Origin of the sequence: Faecalicatena contorta (assembly GCF_001404335.1) — a bacterium.
Taxonomy (GTDB): domain Bacteria; phylum Bacillota; class Clostridia; order Lachnospirales; family Lachnospiraceae; genus Faecalicatena; species Faecalicatena contortus_B.
Genome location: NZ_CYZU01000066.1, coordinates 1 through 15,902, shown reverse-complemented (window position 1 = coordinate 15,902; position 15,902 = coordinate 1). Strand labels below are relative to the sequence as shown.

26 protein-coding genes and 1 tRNA gene are annotated in these 15,902 nt (G+C 41.2%); all 27 read right to left on the bottom strand.

The genetic code is table 11. The annotated features are described in order from the left end of the window. Positions 1-20: 20 nt before the first annotated feature. The 27 genes from ARB69_RS22405 to ARB69_RS22280 all read right to left on the bottom strand — a co-directional run bounded on the left by ARB69_RS22405 (position 21) and on the right by ARB69_RS22280 (position 15,797). Positions 21-635 (bottom strand): bacteriophage Gp15 family protein, encoded by a 615-nt coding sequence (locus tag ARB69_RS22405; RefSeq protein WP_055155050.1) that lies wholly within the window; start codon positions 633-635, stop codon positions 21-23. Next, positions 635-988 carry a DUF6673 family protein gene (locus tag ARB69_RS22400; RefSeq protein WP_055155049.1) on the bottom strand — a complete coding sequence of 118 codons (354 nt, stop codon included), beginning with the start codon at positions 986-988 and terminating at the stop codon, positions 635-637. The genes ARB69_RS22405 and ARB69_RS22400 overlap by 1 nt, the downstream gene beginning before the upstream one ends. 46 nt (positions 989-1,034) lie before the next feature. After that, complete coding sequence (locus tag ARB69_RS22395) at positions 1,035-1,550, bottom strand: phage tail tube protein (protein WP_055155048.1); 516 nt, start codon at positions 1,548-1,550, stop codon at positions 1,035-1,037. Between the two features lie 2 nt (positions 1,551-1,552). Further along, a complete protein-coding gene (locus ARB69_RS22390) occupies positions 1,553-1,987 on the bottom strand; it encodes a hypothetical protein (RefSeq protein WP_055155047.1) in 435 nt (144 codons plus the stop codon). After that, on the bottom strand, positions 1,987-2,406 hold the full coding sequence (locus ARB69_RS22385) for a minor capsid protein (RefSeq protein ID WP_055155046.1): 420 nt from the start codon (positions 2,404-2,406) through the stop codon (positions 1,987-1,989). The genes ARB69_RS22390 and ARB69_RS22385 overlap by 1 nt, the downstream gene beginning before the upstream one ends. Continuing rightward, positions 2,407-2,841, bottom strand: coding sequence for a DUF6751 family protein (locus ARB69_RS28520; protein ID WP_055155045.1), 435 nt, complete (start codon positions 2,839-2,841; stop codon positions 2,407-2,409). It abuts the gene before it with no gap. A gap of 2 nt (positions 2,842-2,843) precedes the next feature. Next, a complete protein-coding gene (locus tag ARB69_RS22375; protein WP_055155044.1) occupies positions 2,844-3,218 on the bottom strand; it encodes a hypothetical protein in 375 nt (124 codons plus the stop codon). Positions 3,219-3,237: 19 nt separating this feature from the next. Then, positions 3,238-3,507, bottom strand: a complete 270-nt coding sequence (locus ARB69_RS22370) for a hypothetical protein (RefSeq protein WP_167702520.1) — start codon at positions 3,505-3,507, stop codon at positions 3,238-3,240. 5 nt (positions 3,508-3,512) lie between these two features. Then, positions 3,513-4,382: a hypothetical protein gene (locus tag ARB69_RS22365; protein WP_055155042.1), complete on the bottom strand. Its 870-nt coding sequence runs from the start codon at positions 4,380-4,382 to the stop codon at positions 3,513-3,515. Between the two features lie 18 nt (positions 4,383-4,400). Beyond that, the gene (locus tag ARB69_RS22360) at positions 4,401-5,027 is read right to left on the bottom strand and encodes a phage scaffolding protein (protein ID WP_055155041.1); all 627 of its coding nucleotides are present in this window, start codon (positions 5,025-5,027) and stop codon (positions 4,401-4,403) included. Positions 5,028-5,301: 274 nt separating this feature from the next. Further along, positions 5,302-6,462 carry a phage minor capsid protein gene (locus tag ARB69_RS22355; protein ID WP_055155040.1) on the bottom strand — a complete coding sequence of 387 codons (1,161 nt, stop codon included), beginning with the start codon at positions 6,460-6,462 and terminating at the stop codon, positions 5,302-5,304. Beyond that, entirely contained in the window at positions 6,462-7,826 is a 1,365-nt protein-coding gene (locus ARB69_RS22350) for a phage portal protein (protein WP_055155039.1), read from the bottom strand. Before ARB69_RS22350 ends, ARB69_RS22355 begins: the two co-directional genes overlap by 1 nt. A 2-nt stretch (positions 7,827-7,828) precedes the next feature. After that, entirely contained in the window at positions 7,829-9,142 is a 1,314-nt protein-coding gene (locus tag ARB69_RS22345) for a PBSX family phage terminase large subunit (RefSeq protein ID WP_242857651.1), read from the bottom strand. Then, a complete protein-coding gene (locus ARB69_RS22340; RefSeq protein WP_242857650.1) occupies positions 9,108-10,025 on the bottom strand; it encodes a terminase small subunit in 918 nt (305 codons plus the stop codon). Before ARB69_RS22340 ends, ARB69_RS22345 begins: the two co-directional genes overlap by 35 nt. Before the next feature lie 524 nt (positions 10,026-10,549). Beyond that, a tRNA-Ile gene (locus tag ARB69_RS22335) sits at positions 10,550-10,622 on the bottom strand. 301 nt (positions 10,623-10,923) lie between these two features. Then, positions 10,924-11,802, bottom strand: coding sequence for an SDH family Clp fold serine proteinase (locus ARB69_RS22325; RefSeq protein ID WP_055155036.1), 879 nt, complete (start codon positions 11,800-11,802; stop codon positions 10,924-10,926). A 352-nt stretch (positions 11,803-12,154) separates the two neighbouring features. Next, on the bottom strand, positions 12,155-12,565 hold the full coding sequence (locus ARB69_RS22320) for a hypothetical protein (RefSeq protein WP_055155035.1): 411 nt from the start codon (positions 12,563-12,565) through the stop codon (positions 12,155-12,157). After that, positions 12,566-12,772, bottom strand: coding sequence for a hypothetical protein (locus ARB69_RS22315; RefSeq protein WP_055155034.1), 207 nt, complete (start codon positions 12,770-12,772; stop codon positions 12,566-12,568). A gap of 26 nt (positions 12,773-12,798) precedes the next feature. Continuing rightward, positions 12,799-13,239, bottom strand: a complete 441-nt coding sequence (locus tag ARB69_RS22310) for a hypothetical protein (protein ID WP_055155033.1) — start codon at positions 13,237-13,239, stop codon at positions 12,799-12,801. A 49-nt stretch (positions 13,240-13,288) separates the two neighbouring features. Then, positions 13,289-13,447, bottom strand: a complete 159-nt coding sequence (locus tag ARB69_RS26275) for a ribbon-helix-helix domain-containing protein (protein WP_083487177.1) — start codon at positions 13,445-13,447, stop codon at positions 13,289-13,291. Positions 13,448-13,500: 53 nt separating this feature from the next. Beyond that, positions 13,501-13,641: a hypothetical protein gene (locus ARB69_RS26900; protein ID WP_157355706.1), complete on the bottom strand. Its 141-nt coding sequence runs from the start codon at positions 13,639-13,641 to the stop codon at positions 13,501-13,503. Positions 13,642-13,676: 35 nt separating this feature from the next. After that, positions 13,677-13,892 carry a hypothetical protein gene (locus ARB69_RS22305; protein ID WP_055155032.1) on the bottom strand — a complete coding sequence of 72 codons (216 nt, stop codon included), beginning with the start codon at positions 13,890-13,892 and terminating at the stop codon, positions 13,677-13,679. Further along, entirely contained in the window at positions 13,889-14,206 is a 318-nt protein-coding gene (locus ARB69_RS22300; protein WP_055155031.1) for a hypothetical protein, read from the bottom strand. The genes ARB69_RS22305 and ARB69_RS22300 overlap by 4 nt, the downstream gene beginning before the upstream one ends. 28 nt (positions 14,207-14,234) lie before the next feature. Continuing rightward, a complete protein-coding gene (locus ARB69_RS22295) occupies positions 14,235-14,582 on the bottom strand; it encodes a DUF4406 domain-containing protein (RefSeq protein WP_055155030.1) in 348 nt (115 codons plus the stop codon). 32 nt (positions 14,583-14,614) lie between these two features. Beyond that, complete coding sequence (locus tag ARB69_RS22290) at positions 14,615-14,830, bottom strand: hypothetical protein (RefSeq protein ID WP_055155029.1); 216 nt, start codon at positions 14,828-14,830, stop codon at positions 14,615-14,617. A 9-nt stretch (positions 14,831-14,839) separates the two neighbouring features. Then, complete coding sequence (locus ARB69_RS22285) at positions 14,840-15,229, bottom strand: hypothetical protein (RefSeq protein WP_055155028.1); 390 nt, start codon at positions 15,227-15,229, stop codon at positions 14,840-14,842. Positions 15,230-15,344: 115 nt separating this feature from the next. Continuing rightward, positions 15,345-15,797, bottom strand: a complete 453-nt coding sequence (locus ARB69_RS22280; RefSeq protein WP_083487176.1) for an SAM-dependent methyltransferase — start codon at positions 15,795-15,797, stop codon at positions 15,345-15,347. Positions 15,798-15,902 lie beyond the last annotated feature (105 nt).

The window sequence follows — 15,902 nt, the reverse complement described above, 5'->3', positions numbered from 1 at the left end:
GGGGGCGCTGAGAGCTTCACTCAGCATTCCTCTCCCCCATGTCTGTTTCTTACATAATCAATCCACCCCTGATTTCTCTCTTGCAGGGTCATTCTCCTTCCAGTTGCCTCTTTAATCCGATATATCCTTTTCATATCGTTTATAAATGCACGCTTATCCTTCGGCATTCCAGATGTACTAACCTTCCTATAGTACATTATCTTGCTCATTTTAGTATCCTCATTTAAGGATTCAAAAAGAGCCATAAATTTCCACCAATGCAGCTCCTGCACTTCCGTAAGATCAATTCCGTACTGTTCTCTAAAAGCTGCATAAATATATGGAGTATCTTGGGAAAAAGAGAACGCAGGATCTGCTGATGTCCTACGCTGGTATCTCTGTTTCTTTTTCTCCTTCTCTTGCATTTCACCACACTGGTAAAACCATAGCATTTTATCAATTGCTTCGTTTATATTATCTGGAATTTTGGGATAGCACCTTTGCAACAGTTTGATTATTTTATCTTCATCACTTCCGCTACCTTTACGGATGCTGTCAAACTCCATCCAGATGCGGTAATCCCAGCGTATAGGATATTCTGTGCCATCTATCAATACGCTTTTAGGCAGCACTCCCATAATGAAATCGGAAACCATTATTTCTTTCCTTCAATCCGTAACATTGCATTATGCGTAAATTTTTCTACAATCGGATTGACCTGAGTTTCATACATATTCATAAGTTCCTCAAACGCTTCCAAACATGTCAGTAAATCCGTTTCCTCTCCGAACACTGCTCTGGCACTTCCTTTACCAAATATATCATCAACAAACTCTATGACAGCATTGCACTGCATCTCAATGGCCGTTGCCTCATCGGATATATCTTTAGCTGCATTAGCTTTGTCTACTACCTTGTGTTTCTCTTCCTCAAATTTCCGAATCAATTTGGGACTCATAAGAGGTGCTTCCAAATTCGTGTCCAAAATCTTCACTTTTATCTGTTTCATCCGTTTTATCCTCCTCTAAATTCAATATGTTACCACCTTCTGCTCTTCAAGAAGCAGGTGACGCTGTATATGTATACTCTACCGGGTTTGCTCCAATTTTTTTGAATTCAATGTCCACTGCGGAAGATTCCCCTGCATTCCCGGAGCCATCAGAGTTCACAATAATAGAGCATTGCCCTTTCTCTCCTTTACCCGTCAGGATGTTAAAATACACAAAATTCGTCACAACGCCATTACCTGTACCATATTTAACAGCATGGCTTAAGCAGTAATCCTGTGCTTCATCTCCCGTGTATCTGTCTCCTGTCACAGAAAATGAACGCTGTGTACCAGTTTTTGTTGTACTCTGACCCGCACGGATATATTGTTTATCCTGTGTAACTGGATTTAACTGTGCATCCAGGCCGGCAATCCCCATCTCAACGACAGCATAATCTTTTTCCGCAGTAGGTGTTTCACTTTTCGGGTTTATGTCAATTGCAAATACATAATCGTCATTAGTAACCCAACCTTCATAATTTGCATCTACGGTATGTCCCGTCATTAATTCGCTTAATTTCATTCTTATCTCTCCTTTTCAAAATAAAGAACCCTGCACTGAATCATGTATTGGGCGATCATTCTTTCCCAATCAACAGCAGCAAGGTTCGGCATGTTTTGTAGGTTCTCAATTTTTTTAACCTGGCATTTTTCTCCAAAGTCGGGGAATGCCTTGTTCCTATTCTGTTCATCTAACCAGTCCATAAATCCCTGCGCAAAGTTCATTGCTTCAAGATTTAAATCATCGGTCTCGGTTGAAAAATGCCAGGTTATAATTATGGAAAATCCATACTCTTTGTCAGCCGCCCGCACATACTTCTTTACGACCTTGTCAGAATAATTTGTCAAAAACGATATAGCATTCAAAGTATCATCGGAAAAATTATAGGACGCCAACCGTCCAGACAGTTCTGTGACTTTGTCCTCTACATAATCCTTCATTATTTCATGTTTTGTCATTACCCGCCGCCTTTCACATATCTTTGCACAGCCGCGGTATAGTCTCCCATCCTGGCGGCTTTCATTGCCTTTTCCCATTCAGACGTTGCAAGCGGATGATGGAACGTGCTATATTTCAATTTCTTTCCGGTAACCACTTTGGTTTCCCCGTGCCTTGCCCAGGGGCTGCCAGTAATTCGGGATACCATTAGTGCACCCTCATGCTGGAATCTTGCATACGGCACCAAATAATGGACTACTCCTGCGCCCTCTTGTACATAAGTACGCACATCCTGAGACAATGCCATATTCCTTGCTGGGACGTAGGGATCCATAAGGCGCTTTGCTTCGTTTGCCATAAATAGTAAGGTTCTGTCTCCGCCGGTTGCCTCTTTCGTGATCTGTGGTATCGGTTTATTCCATTTAAATTCTACGTTCATTTAACCACCTAATCTATAATGTTTAGCATGTCTTGAGTCACTGTTATCAGAGAAAGCCGTTACAACAAATGCATCAGGCTTGTATCTGGAAAGTAACTGTGACGCTGTCCCGGGGGATATCCCCGTAATTTCTTCCAGGCATATCCCTTTTACCACAACATCCTTCTGGCTGCACGTGAAGTACCTTGACCGTTCTTCATCTGGCAATTTAACCCACTCATGGTATGGCATATACCGCTCTGAAGCAGGTATTCTGACAGTATATACGGAATCCATCTTGGGGCTACTGTTTACATATTCAGACCGCCCAATAACGTTTTTATAGAAGCAACCATGTAAAACTGTGCGGTACCAGATATCCTTTGTGCTCTTAGGGTTATCCGCGGCGCGAAAACAATTGTAAATGGTAATCTCTGACCTGTAATTAGGATTCATATTCACACCCCGCAATACAACAGACCTGTATTTCCAAGCCATTTGCGGATAATTTTATGTATGCTATTGTTCACCGCATTCTCAGTCATATCACCCGCCATATAAGTGCCTGTCTCTCCGTCATTTCCATAACTCTGCAGTATTCTGCCGCTATCATCCTTCATTTTTTCGAAGGCGCATAGCTTTTCCGCAATCTCACAGCAGCAATACCTTGCCTCATCTGGTATTGCTGCTGTGTCGATCCTGTTAAAAGTATTGCGTGCTATCTCAGCCGATGCCATGAAAGCCCAATATGAAAAGTCTTTTTCATCTATTACATTTTGTTTCCCATTTAAATAGTCATTTGCATAAAATTCATATTCCACATAAGCCGTCATAGACATATCCTCAACCTTTCTATGCTGACGCAACTACATCAGCAATTCCTGCGCCTACGCACCTGTTACTTGAATTTACTTCTACAATTATAATTTTCTGTCCTGCAGCCGCTTCAATGTCAGAAGTGCCATCCCAGGCTTTATATCCGGTTGTGCATACAGCTCCTGCCGCTGGTATCGTAGGATTCGCCGCAACTTTGTATTTGTAGCTGTTACCGCTTGTCAAAGTTGGCTCTACAGTGATAGCCGTAGAGCCGCTCGTGCTACCCGCTACCGAGGTAACATTCAAATTGACTAAGCTGACCGTTTTTTTACAACTGCATAATTCTTATCACCAAGTCTGTAACCTGATAAGATCTCAACCTGTGCCAGAGTTCCATTAAAGTTCTCTGAGTCTTTCAGCCTCGCCATTGAAAGCAGATCAACGATATGTAACCCTCTCCAGTCATACATAATGTATTCAATTTTGGAAAGATCAACAGTTTTTATGGTTCCGGAAAAATCATAATATTTTGCTGCAGATGTTAAGTCCAACATATTGCACTCTACCCACAACATACCAAGATAGTATCCCATCTGCCCGGTTCTAATAATTTCGTCATTTTTTACCGGGATAAACTTATCGCCTGCAACTTCCAGCATTGTACTATAGGTTTCAACAGATGCCATTACCACATTTGCAGATGCCTTCTGTTTTCTGATACTTTTTCTTCCGGAAATAATTTTGTTGGTGATATTAGAAGTCGTAATCGCCTCCTTATCCTCCATTTCTGTTCCTTCGTTTGCAAGACATGCAAGGCCTGACATCTGCCAGCCTTCCCGGCAAACCTGAACAGACTGAGAAAGATGTGCATCCGCCATGTTAAATGGTACCGCCTCCGCCTGTACGTTATAAATCTTTGTAGACTCCTGCTGCAAGTTATTTAATAACAGCGGGATTAAGTCGTTATCTGCTGCACCGTGGTCAAAATCAGATGCCGGCGCTTTTGGATCTTTTGCTGATTTAGCAGCTAATTTGAAGATCTTTACTGCTCCTGCCCCCTCTGCATCTCCCTGGTACTGGTCACTGTATGTAAGCCCCGGCTGAAAGATAGCATCAAAATAAAAATTTGGCGCCACAATTGAGCTATATTTTTCGTTAACATTATATCCACCATATTCCATAGTTTCATTTCTCCTTTTCTAATTTGCATATTTGTTGTTTGCGTATTTCTTTTTCAAATAAGCCTCTTCTTCAGACTTAGGTGTTGGCTTGTATGTCTGTTTTGTCCCACGAACAAAAATCTTTTTTTCTGGTTCCTGTGGCTCATCCGATTCGAATTCATCAGGATACTGTGCTTTCACATTCTTCATGTACTCGTCAGCGCCTGAGAAGTTTCCGTCTTTGAATTCCAGGTTTTTAGAAAGAAAATCATTCAGTATTGTCTTTCTCGACAATGGTGATTTAATCTTCTGCCCATCGAGATATCGTTCTGCCGCAAATCTTTTTTCCTGATCACTGAGTTTGTTCTGCAAACTCGCCGTGTCCTCTTTATACTTTGTTTCCCAGTTTGCAGCGGATTGCTTAATACCATCAATGTCCATATCCTTATATGATTTGATTGTATTATTAGCCTCACCCAGCTGTATCTCAAGTCCATTTGCCTTTGTTTCGATGGCCTGGTACTTTTCACGACTTACGTAATTTCCTTCCGATAGGTCGGTAAACCTGACGTGCTTAAGTTTGTCTTCAATCCCATTATTATGTTCTGTAATTTTCGCATCGACCTGTGAGAATAATTCTTCTCCTAAAAGTTCCTTTAAATTCATATTCCTTCCTTTCTTTGACCTTTGTTTTTTATTGCGGTGTCTCCGCGGGCCGTGCCAGTTTTATGCCCGTAGCACAGGGGTTAATCCAAACAGTTTTAATGTCGTAATGGTTTTGGACAATAAAATAAGACGCTTACCCTGCGTCTCGAAGGGAGATAATTTAGATCACCTCCTGAAATATATTAGGCGGGAAACTACTCGCCACGGTTTGTAAAAATCCAGATGGAATAGAACGGAAATTTACGCTGTATTTCATATAGGCCGTTGCATTTCGCTACGCCCTTCCAAGTCCGTCTTGATATACTCTCTCCATCTGCTCTGGCAGTCCAAGTTTTTTTGAAAAGTGCTTATACTGTTTCATCTGCACTTGATATTTAGCTCGTTTTGCAGTTATAGTGTCGCTGCCTGCCTTTCCTTCTTTAAGTAGCTTGATGTCCTGACGGGTCTTCCGCATCGATGTTTCTTGCTTCCTCTGTTCCTGTAGCGCTTCATAAGTTGTATACTCTTTTCCATTGTATAGTTTAGGCTCATTCTCCTTTGCAGCCATTTCTTCCAATTGATCGTCTGTATATGTCCTTGCAGAAACACCAGGTATAAATGCATTATAATCATGGTAACAATTTGCCCCGTGCAGGCCGGTCACAGTTCCAAGCCCGCAAACTGTGCGTAGCTGCTCATATGTCCATACACGCCCCTGCCATATTTGATGTTCTGGCCTGGCGCCTACATGGTATGACACCTCATAACTGTCAGTTCCAAGCTCTTTAGCCACCTGTTCATTAATTTTTCCTTGTATCTGGCGAAAACCTGTCATAACAGCTCTTCTGGCAGCAACATCAACACGGTTATGCCATCCAGAGGCATAATCAATCCAACGGACTCCGCTGATCGTCATAGTATTAATTGATCTACTGAGCGCTTTGTCGTAGCTCACCATGCCTGTTTGTATGTCTATGGCAGCCGCATCCATTGTATCCTGATAAAACTCCATTAATGGGCTATACATTATTTTTCCTGTTGATGGATTTTTGATTGCAAACCCCATTGAACCGGTCATATTGCGGAATGATTCGGCGGTCTGTTCCCTGATTGATTGAATAAGTTCCATAAGTTCAATGTTTTCTTCTATGGGCTTTTGCACTTCGTTTAAATCCTTGTATGCCCTGCGGTATCCATAATAAAATTCATATACATCATCGGAAAAAATCTTATCCAGATCATTATCTGTAACATCTAATGCCTCTTTCACATATTTCCGGATATTTTCTTCTGACTTCCCCATTTGTATAAGTTTCTGAATTTGCGCATCAGATGTTGAAGTCGATAATGAATTTATCCGTATCGCCCTGACAATCTCTGACATTATGCGCATCTCAAGATCGGACATACATTTTTCAAACGGGAGCGGTATTTTTTCCAGCTCTCCCTGCGTCATTATTCGATCACCTCCGCGGGCGTTCCTACGGCTTTCATTGCAGTTTCTTTATCTTCTCCATACCATTTTGCGCGGAATTCCCAGGGTTGCATAATTCCGGCAGCTAAATCCTGCAGATCCTGCTCTCTCTCAGTCTTTTTATCAGTTACAAGAGAATCATCCCAAGATATAGCAATGTTTATCGTACCATCTGATGCGATTCCAGATATCGCCATCCATGCATCTATTGCAGCAACGAGCGTTTCTATCGCATCGCCTAAACTGTTCTGTATAGATTTCACAGTAGCATAAGACCGCTGCTTACTTGCCTTTATTTCTTCTGCCGTCTTATCTACAAGCTGCGGATCTGACAATGTCCCGTATGCTAATCCGCTATTAAATTCAACTTTCTGGACAATCTTGTTGTAGCCGTTAAAGAAGCTCTGATCCCGAATATCTGGTGAATAAACGTTAAAAAAAGGCTTTCCATCGTTATCTGATATGCTTGCCCCCATATCATGGTATTGCCGTTCTTTGCCCTTCGGAAGCTGTACATTTCCTTTCCGATCCCTTTTAAAGAATTCACTCGATGCCTGTATGGCTGTTTCCTTTGATCGGAATTCCCACAGAGTTGCACCATACTGTTCGTCCGCATCTTTGATCTGATTTATGGCTCGTGAGTACACGGATACTCCCAACGGAGATTCTGTATCGATATTGTTTGCCAATGGGATCCTAAAATAAGAAAACAACATACGGTCTGCATGTTCAAATTCCACATATGGGGCAATATCTTCCCACTCTGGCACATCTTCCAGGCTAATTTCCTGACCTAAATTAATTACATTGTCGTTCTTTACCATTGCCTTCCTGCTGACAAATGCCTTATTTACAATAATATATTTGTCACCATCCCACTTCTGATACTCCAATCTTGTGTACAGCTTTTTCCCATCTCGTTTAAATTCAGGAAATATTGCAGCCGTAATATTGTTTGCACTATCAAATTCTACTGGATAAAAGAACCCGGCCTGAACAACATCAACAGAAATACCGTCTCCGTCAATATAAGGCTTAAATACAACGCCACCAGCATTGCACGCATATTCCGCATAAACGGGAAGGCTATTCAAAAATGGCTTTAGATAGCGTGCTATCAGGTCGGCCTTTGGGCTTCCAGATATCGTAACTTCGGATTCCATAGTCACAAGTCTCGCCATTTCGGAGCTAATAGCTGCTGGCAAATTCAGGCTTCTTACATCTGCATTTAGCCAAGGGGCTTCGTTAATATATAACTTTTTCCACAGATAAATCGCCTCAGACATCTTCTGAGAAATGGCAACATCTATCCCCATTGCCTGCTGTACATTTTCGTATTGTATCAATTTTAATCACCCCTTTCTGTAACTGGCAGCATATACATTATCAGATTCCACATACCCATCACCAAATATCTCAACGCATCTTCGCAATGATCATTCACTTTTATCGGTAGCTCTTTCCCGTTTTTTATGCTCTTAGGATCGTATTGGTACAGACCCATCTCTTTTATCAGCATCTCTTGTGAATTAGACAGAACAAGCCTTAAAAACGAAAGGATCTTCTGTACCCGGCTTATTCCCTTTTTAACATCATTCTTTGCCAGTATTACTGGTATGTGCGGGATAACACGCCTTACTTCCTCGATGAATCCCGCTGCAGATGGGTCAATAAATATGTAACTGACAACTCGGGCATATTCTTTCTCGATCTCATCGCAGAAACCTTTCAGGTCAAGCGCATACTCTGACGGTGACTTCTGTTTTCCTTCATCCCGTCCAGAATGGTAATACTCTTTAATCCCTCTCAGTGATTGGATATTATAATCAATTCCAGCTGCCTCAAATACAGTTGCATTTTGCTGACCATAATCAACCCCTACGCCTATCTCTCCTATCGCATGCATGTCACTCACCGCATAACTTTTAGGATCATATGTATGATTCAATCTGTTGAACATATAGTAAACAAGATCATCCACGCCAGTTGGCTCTCCAAGCCATACCCAACGATACATTTTCTCATCTACTTTTTTCATTGTCTCCGCAGAATCTATTAGATCCTGTCCGAGCCATGAATCAGGAACATCCCTATAATCTGTGTGAATATGGATACAGTCTGATCTCTGCTCCATCTTCTTGCACCACACATTGATTTCTGCGTTCGGGTTTTTTGGTGGATTGTACAGGTAAATCATCTGGAATCCACCGCTGTTTCCTCTGACAAATGTAGCTTCTATGTTTGACAACTCGTCTTCTCCTTCTCCATCGTCAAAGAACTCTGTTAACTCATCCAGAATAACTTTTTTAATCGGTTTATCTTCATCTATGATTCCTTTTGTGTCGTCTATACCGTCAGAACCAGAGAAGTAAATAGTTGACCCGTTGTTTTTATATGTAATTTCCATCGGTGACTTTGTAATCATGAATTTATTTTTAGGGATCTGCAGTCTATTGATCCCACGTATCATTTCTTTGTACACGGTCTTGCGTAGCTTATTATGATGTTTGCGTAGCACAACAACAGATCCATGTGCATCAGATACAATCTGGTAGTCTGCCATAATAGCAGCAAAACTGGATTTAGTTCCGGCACGACCGGAAGTCAAAATAATATGTTTGATTTTTTTATTGTTGAATATCGGAAGATATTTCGGTATCACAATCTCGGATATCCGAACCTGTTTCTTTTGGTGCGTCATTAATTATTTCAACTCCTACATCGTCTTCCATACTTGTATCCTTCTTCAATCGCTCTGTGTTCGCTTTTATTTGGTTAATCCGAGCTTTTTGCTCTTCGGTAGCCAAATCCATATGGCCTGCAATCCAATCGAGCGCCTTCATACGATCAGCAAGTTTTATACTTGCCCCGTCCCGCCCCTGCTTTACTTCTGTAATTATTGTTCCATCAACATCCGTATGCTCTTTAAATCTTACAGTATTGACTTCCTTTGTAACTTGTACCTTCTCGCCGGTTTCCTCGTCTTTCACTTCGAGGGGGCCGTACATGGTCATAACCGGAATGTTCTCACGCCCGAACTCCACAAAGTCTGTAATGTCTGCAAATGCGATATCCATATACTTTTGGAATATATCTGTCTCATCCATCATCTCCCTGTTGATCCGGTTCTGTTTGAGACGCTTTATTTCTTCTCTTACTCCAACATTCTCCAGCAACCTGTAACCAATAGACAAAGCTGTATTATAATCAACTCCATACGCTTTTTGATATGCACGTGTCGCATTAAAGCATCTTACATATATGCAGCAAAAAAGCCGTTGCTTATCTGTCAGATCAGGATTCTCTATTACCTGCCTTACGTCTTCTGCAACAGCTTCTCTCTCTCTTTTCCGAACGTTCGCTTTCTTCTCTTCCTTTTCCGAACGTTCGCTTTTATCCCATCCCTGTGTGCTCTTCCATCTGCGAACAGTTCCCTCAGGCTTATTCATCCTCTTTGCTATGTCAACAAGGCTCATGCCTGAATGGAATAACTCTTCTGCTTTGATTGAATCAGGGCTTCTGCTCCTTGCCAATTTATACACCACGCTTTCTTTTCTGAGATACAGGCCGCCTGGTAGTGACGGCCCGCACTGTTGCGGTTCTTGTACGACACATTGATGCCCAATGTTTACTAAGTTGAACAATGACTTTTTGAATTATTGTTATTAGTTACACCCATGAACAACCGCAACAAAAACATGGGTAATGGGAGGGCCCGGAATCGAACCGAGACACAGGGCGCTACCCTGCATACTTACCATTCCTCCACCATCTTTATCCAGCTACCTCGCAAAACTGGACGGCCAATGCTTTCTCACCCGTAGGCTTTCCCCTTTGCCTTATCGGTTCACAGCCGGCATTGGCACTGGTATTTCAGGGGAAATCGTGGCAAGGTTTTTATGACTGCAATAAGCCGGACACGCGTAGTCCATTTAAGGCCCGCTCTGCAGGCAACACTTATTGCCGTCATTCTTGGAGCTGCAATATAATCCCGGCGTCCCGCTGCACATCGGATCTCCGATGCCGTCCCCCTCTATAAGAGGCAGATTATATTGTCTCATACTCCGAATAGGGACAACCGGATTCGAACCGGTGGCGCGCTGGATATAAGCCAGATGCTCTACCTGCTGAGCTATGTCCCTGTATTTGAATATGAAAAAAGCACCCTCGTATAAAGGTGCTTTTTTTGTAAGCTCTTTCTTTTAAAACGATAATTTAGTTTGGATTCCAGCACTATACATGCTACTTTTACGCTCTTTTAGTAACGCTGAACAATCTGCATGTAGCTTTTTATTCAACGAACCTTTGTTAATTGTCTTTCTGACCTCAATTCCCTCATTATGGATATTGAGCTCATCGTACATCCTTTCAATTTGGCAGTCTCTCATCATATTTCCACCTCCATGTATGTAGTATATCCTTATTTTCATATATTTGCAATAATTAGGCATGACTTATTACAGCTTTTCCATTTTGACATTCTATTATTTTAGTAGCATTACTGCCTCCTAGCGTAAGCATATACGCATGATGCACACTCAAAACATCATCTTGAAGAACAGCATCGCTTTCTAGTTCAATAATTTTTAATCCTATACTTTTACAAAATTCTAAATTAAAATGCCTTCCGTGTGTCTTAGAATCATCATGTTCGTTCAGCCTGGATACAATTGTATTTATCATACTCTCAGCCTGCTCTCCTTTAAACATCCCTGTTTCAAGCCATTCTCTAACTAATTTGCCAGATAATTGAATGGCATCAATGGCTGTTTTTAAAAATGCTGCCGGGTATTGCTGTAACTTTATCGCCCAGTATTGCGCATTTTGTGGGTTTGCAGCCAAATCAATCTTTGCCTCTTCAAATTCCATTTGTATATTATATGCAGGTATTCCATTAAATTGAGGATCAATTGGCCCTAGACTGGATTGCTTACCCATAATAATCTCTTTCGCAGCGCAAGCCATCATTGTTCCGGCAGACATAGCCATCTGCGGAACAATTACACGAATATCATAATTAAACTTGTTTCGCAAATAGCTAATTATTGCTTCTGCTGCGGCTGGTGATCCACCTGGGGTATGTAAGATCAGATCAAGTCCCCTTTTGCATTCCATACCCTTCAAAGCATTCATAAACCCTGTCATATCAAGATCATTAATGTCAATGTTATCTGCTTGCGGATTACTTAGAAATGCTGAATAATACGCAATTGTATTTCTTCCCGTATAATCTGAAAGCTGTTTTAAATATTTTCTTCTCACATAATCACTTTGTGACATTGTCTCATTCAACTCTTTTAAAATATCATCCCATCCAGCCATGCTCTTTCCTCCTCACAGTACCGTAAACATCACAATTTCATAATATCCCATATTATGACAATATTCAACCAAAAAACGTCCCACACTTTCATGCAGGACGTTTTTCAATAGGTGTGTGAAGGAGGTCATACTGATGAGCTATGTCCCATTATATACAAAAGACTCCCCGCTGTATAACGGAGAGCCTTTCAGCCATAATCTGTATGGCTATCTCAAGGAGGATACTTATTAATGCCCCGAGGGCTAGATCTTCTATTCTGCCGGTAAACGGCTGTGTTACTGAGAAAACACCACTGAACAATTGATCCAATCGTTCTAGAATAATTATATCACATGTAAAATGTTAATGGGGTTAATTTTTCAGATATCCACTAATAATTTGCGATATTCTCCCCCTGCTGTATCCTACTGCTTTAGCAACCTCCCACTGCTTCTTCCCATTCAAGAACGATAGTTCAAAAATCTCTTTGATACCTCTGTCTGGTATGGAGGATATGTATTCTTCAACTTCTTCGCATTCTTTTTGCAGTTTGATCTTCTCAGCCTGCTTCTCTCGTATTTCATCATTCACCTTGTCATTTTCAATCGGATCATACATTTCAACTGTTGTCCGTACTTCCGTATACGGGAAATTATGGCTTGATCCAGTTACTTTCCCGTGTATTACATCAATATCTTTCCCACAGAGGATATCAATATGATCATCTATTCTTTTAATCCGCTCCTTATTCCATCTGTACTTTTTCAGCTTCACTTTGTCCACTCAAATCTCCCCCTTAATATCATATTTCTCTGCCAGATACTCAGGCACGGTCTTATGCTCTATTTGGCGGCCCTGTTCCTGTACCATCTTCCCGGCCTGGTAAGCTGGGCGCCTGAATGCATCCTGGGCCTTCCTGTCCTGAAACTTCTCCAGACAATCAAAATGCTTCTGACTGTCCCGTTTCTGCTCCTTTCTTGTCCTTCTCAATCTATCCCTCCTAAATTTTGGTTTAGTTACCAGCTTTGATGTTTTTCATGTATTGTTTCAAATCCATCATAATCACTAATTTCCCATTCGATATTATCCGGAATTTCAATAATTTCTATATTGCCACACATACCATTCGCAAATGATCCTAATTCTTCGATAGCCGTAATTAATTCTTTATCAGTACGTTCTAAATCTTTATAAGACCAATATCCCGAATCCTCTCCTGTAGGAAACTCTTCAAACTCCTCTCCATAGTCTTTAGTAAATACATACCATATGTCTAATAAACTTTTTTTCTGTTTTTCTGGTTCTTTGACTTTCACAAATTTATCTTGTCCGTCACTGAAATAATATTTTGTTTGCTTGTAGAAATGGCATTCTTTTTCCTTTAGATCTAATATTCTTTTTTGTGCAATCGGAGAAAGCGAAAATCCTCCAAAGCATTTATTAACTGCAATCTTCATAAATAATCTCCTTTTCAAATCTGGTTTAAATGTGTATCAATACGTATCGTTACACACCGATATAATCATCCAGCGCCTTACGGATCACCCAGGAGATGGATCGATCTTCTTTCTGGCAATGCTCCAGCAGCCTCTTATACTGCTCGGGATCCATGCTTATATTCTGCCGGATGTACTTCTTGTCCTGGTCCTTCTTTGGTCTCGGCATATCTCCATCTCCTTTCGGTGTGTATTCAAACACAATTTTTTAGATTTTTTGGTTTAGTGCAGCAATATAACGCTTGTAGCAAAAAATCCAACCGCTATTCCCATTCCAACAAATATGCCTACACTCGCCCACGCAAGCAACTGTATAAGTGCTTGTCCTAATTCTTTTCCACACTTTTTAACTTTCTCTTTCATCTTCTACCTCTTTCCCCGGTCTGCCGCCGGAAGCCCTAATCCGGTTTTATTGCTTTTACATACATTTCATGTTCCAACTTCTGCACGAGATTCATCATGTTAATGCCACCGATTGAGTATGCTATTTCCGCCGTATGCTCTATGATTTTATCGCAACAGTCATGGTCAATCCCTTGGTCGTGCACTGCAATAATACATAATGCGGCAAGCCTTTTTGATATATCCAATCTTTTCTCTCTGGTCAAAATCATATTATTCTCCTCCCTCTGCAGAAAGAATAATATCGTGTATCCGTAACACCACCCAAGTCTACAGTTACGGGATATACATAGGCATCCCTTGTTATTGGATTAACCGTATCTTCTGGAAGCCGCTCTGATATCGGTATCCATCTCTGATTAATTTTTTCTGTTAAATATTCCAAGCTCTTTTTCTGATTGTCGTGCAGGTCTAACAATTTTCTGATGGCAAGACACAATAAGGCTTCATTCTCGATTTTGAATCCAACCTTATCGCTAATCCTCTCTACCAACATCTGAGTCAACAATATTCCACCAAATTGCATCAATCATACCTCCTAAATTTTGGTTTAGTTAATCCCAACATCCAGCGTCTAATCGCTTACCAATCACTGTTTTATGTGGATCAAACTCACTCAAAAGTATTTTGATCCCATACTGCAAAGCACACTCATGCTCTATCCTGCATCCTCTGTAGTCCTGCCAACCTTTTCCGAAATATGCTACATCGGCTTCTGAAAGCTTTTTGATCGAGTATGCCAAATATCCTAAAGGTGTTCGATCTTCTTTGCAGTACGAGTCTATAATCTCTATATCCTCTCCTAATATCTTCCTCGCTTCGGCAATCGCTGTTTCTCTTTCCTTAAATATTTCTTCGTCAGTCCGATCTACCATTGGCTGACTTATGAATAGCTTCTTCATGTTTACCTCTTTCTCCGGCCTGCCGCCGGAAGCTATTTTAGTTTTATTGCTTTTTCATACATTTCATGTTCCAACTTCTGCACGAGATTCATCATGTTAATGCCACCGATTGAGTATGCTATTTCTGCCGTATGCTCTATGATTTTATCGCAACAGTCATGGTCAATCCCTTGGTCGTGCACTGCAATAATACATAATGCGGCAAGCCTTTTTGATATATCCAATCTTTTCTCTCTGGTCAAAATCATATTATTCTCCTATTCTGGTTTATACGGTTCTGGGCGCGCTTGCCATGCAATAACCAGCTCGTCCATTTCTTTGAGGCTTTGATTGTACCAGTGCCCTCTGCAGAAAGAATAATATCGTGTATCCGTAACACCACCCAAGTCTATCGTTACGGGATATACATAGGCATCCCGTGTTATTGGATTAACTATATCTTCCGGCAGCCGTTCTGATACCGGGATCCAATTGGTCAGTAACTTATTAATCTCTTCCGGTATCAGCGGGCACCACTTGGGCCTAAGCCCTTCTTCCCCGAACAGATCTATGGTTGGCATTCCTTCTGCCACACCACATTCTGTCCCTGCACAAAATTGGCAATCGTAACAGCCTTCCGGCATCTCTACTTCTAACTTGACTTTCATTTTTTCCTCCTAAATGCCCTCCCGTCCCCGCGTCATTGGACAGATCAGTCAATCCTGATAAGCATCAGAAAGTTCACTGCCTTAACGCACACTTCTTTTTACTAACTGCCAGAAACTATTTCATAAACACAATCCACCTTGTTTTTCCACGCTGATCTCCCAGAAGAGGTTTTTTATCAAAAACTTTCAGCACCTCGGATAATTTTATCTGATCTTCGTTCCACTTAAATACCAGCAATCCGTCAGGTTCCAAAACCCTCATGCATTCGCAGAATCCCTGCTTCAAATATTCTGGCCAGCCAGCAGGAAGAATTCCGTATTTATTGGCCAACCAGCTCCCAGTTCCGGCATGGATAAGATGCGGCGGGTCAAATACAACAACTTTGAATGTATTGTCCTTATACGGCATCTCTCTGAAATCCATATGTATATCTGGTTTAATAAGCAGTGCACGCCCGTCACATAATGTTGTCTCTATCTCCCTGTTATCAGCATAGATTACATCTGGATTCTGTTTGTCAAAATAAAACATTCTGCTTCCGCAGCATGCGTCCAATACTCTTTTCATCACTTCTCCCTCTTAAACTAAATGTCAGTTTAGTTAATATCTAAATCCTTTACGCTGGCAGTATTCTAGCCATGTTTCTGATCGGTAACATCCGCCATACATATA

Bases quoted from the DNA above. Each gene is read 5' to 3' on its own strand.
- ARB69_RS22375 (WP_055155044.1), bottom strand. From the start codon at position 3,218: ATGACGGCTTATGTGGAATATGAATTTTATGCAAATGACTATTTAAAT.
- ARB69_RS22300 (WP_055155031.1), bottom strand. From the start codon at position 14,206: ATGCAATTTGGTGGAATATTGTTGACTCAGATGTTGGTAGAGAGGATT.
- ARB69_RS26900 (WP_157355706.1), bottom strand. From the start codon at position 13,641: ATGAAAGAGAAAGTTAAAAAGTGTGGAAAAGAATTAGGACAAGCACTT.
- ARB69_RS22360 (WP_055155041.1), bottom strand. From the start codon at position 5,027: ATGAATTTAAAGGAACTTTTAGGAGAAGAATTATTCTCACAGGTCGAT.
- ARB69_RS26275 (WP_083487177.1), bottom strand. From the start codon at position 13,447: ATGCCGAGACCAAAGAAGGACCAGGACAAGAAGTACATCCGGCAGAAT.
- ARB69_RS22325 (WP_055155036.1), bottom strand. From the start codon at position 11,802: ATGGCTGGATGGGATGATATTTTAAAAGAGTTGAATGAGACAATGTCA.
- ARB69_RS22305 (WP_055155032.1), bottom strand. From the start codon at position 13,892: ATGATTTTGACCAGAGAGAAAAGATTGGATATATCAAAAAGGCTTGCC.
- ARB69_RS22365 (WP_055155042.1), bottom strand. From the start codon at position 4,382: ATGGAATATGGTGGATATAATGTTAACGAAAAATATAGCTCAATTGTG.
- ARB69_RS22280 (WP_083487176.1), bottom strand. From the start codon at position 15,797: ATGAAAAGAGTATTGGACGCATGCTGCGGAAGCAGAATGTTTTATTTT.
- ARB69_RS22290 (WP_055155029.1), bottom strand. From the start codon at position 14,830: ATGATTTTGACCAGAGAGAAAAGATTGGATATATCAAAAAGGCTTGCC.
- ARB69_RS28520 (WP_055155045.1), bottom strand. From the start codon at position 2,841: ATGAATCCTAATTACAGGTCAGAGATTACCATTTACAATTGTTTTCGC.
- ARB69_RS22390 (WP_055155047.1), bottom strand. From the start codon at position 1,987: ATGACAAAACATGAAATAATGAAGGATTATGTAGAGGACAAAGTCACA.
- ARB69_RS22405 (WP_055155050.1), bottom strand. From the start codon at position 635: ATGGTTTCCGATTTCATTATGGGAGTGCTGCCTAAAAGCGTATTGATA.
- ARB69_RS22285 (WP_055155028.1), bottom strand. From the start codon at position 15,229: ATGAAAGTCAAGTTAGAAGTAGAGATGCCGGAAGGCTGTTACGATTGC.
- ARB69_RS22295 (WP_055155030.1), bottom strand. From the start codon at position 14,582: ATGAAGAAGCTATTCATAAGTCAGCCAATGGTAGATCGGACTGACGAA.
- ARB69_RS22355 (WP_055155040.1), bottom strand. From the start codon at position 6,462: ATGACGCAGGGAGAGCTGGAAAAAATACCGCTCCCGTTTGAAAAATGT.
- ARB69_RS22385 (WP_055155046.1), bottom strand. From the start codon at position 2,406: ATGAACGTAGAATTTAAATGGAATAAACCGATACCACAGATCACGAAA.
- ARB69_RS22310 (WP_055155033.1), bottom strand. From the start codon at position 13,239: ATGAAGATTGCAGTTAATAAATGCTTTGGAGGATTTTCGCTTTCTCCG.
- ARB69_RS22395 (WP_055155048.1), bottom strand. From the start codon at position 1,550: ATGAAATTAAGCGAATTAATGACGGGACATACCGTAGATGCAAATTAT.
- ARB69_RS22400 (WP_055155049.1), bottom strand. From the start codon at position 988: ATGAAACAGATAAAAGTGAAGATTTTGGACACGAATTTGGAAGCACCT.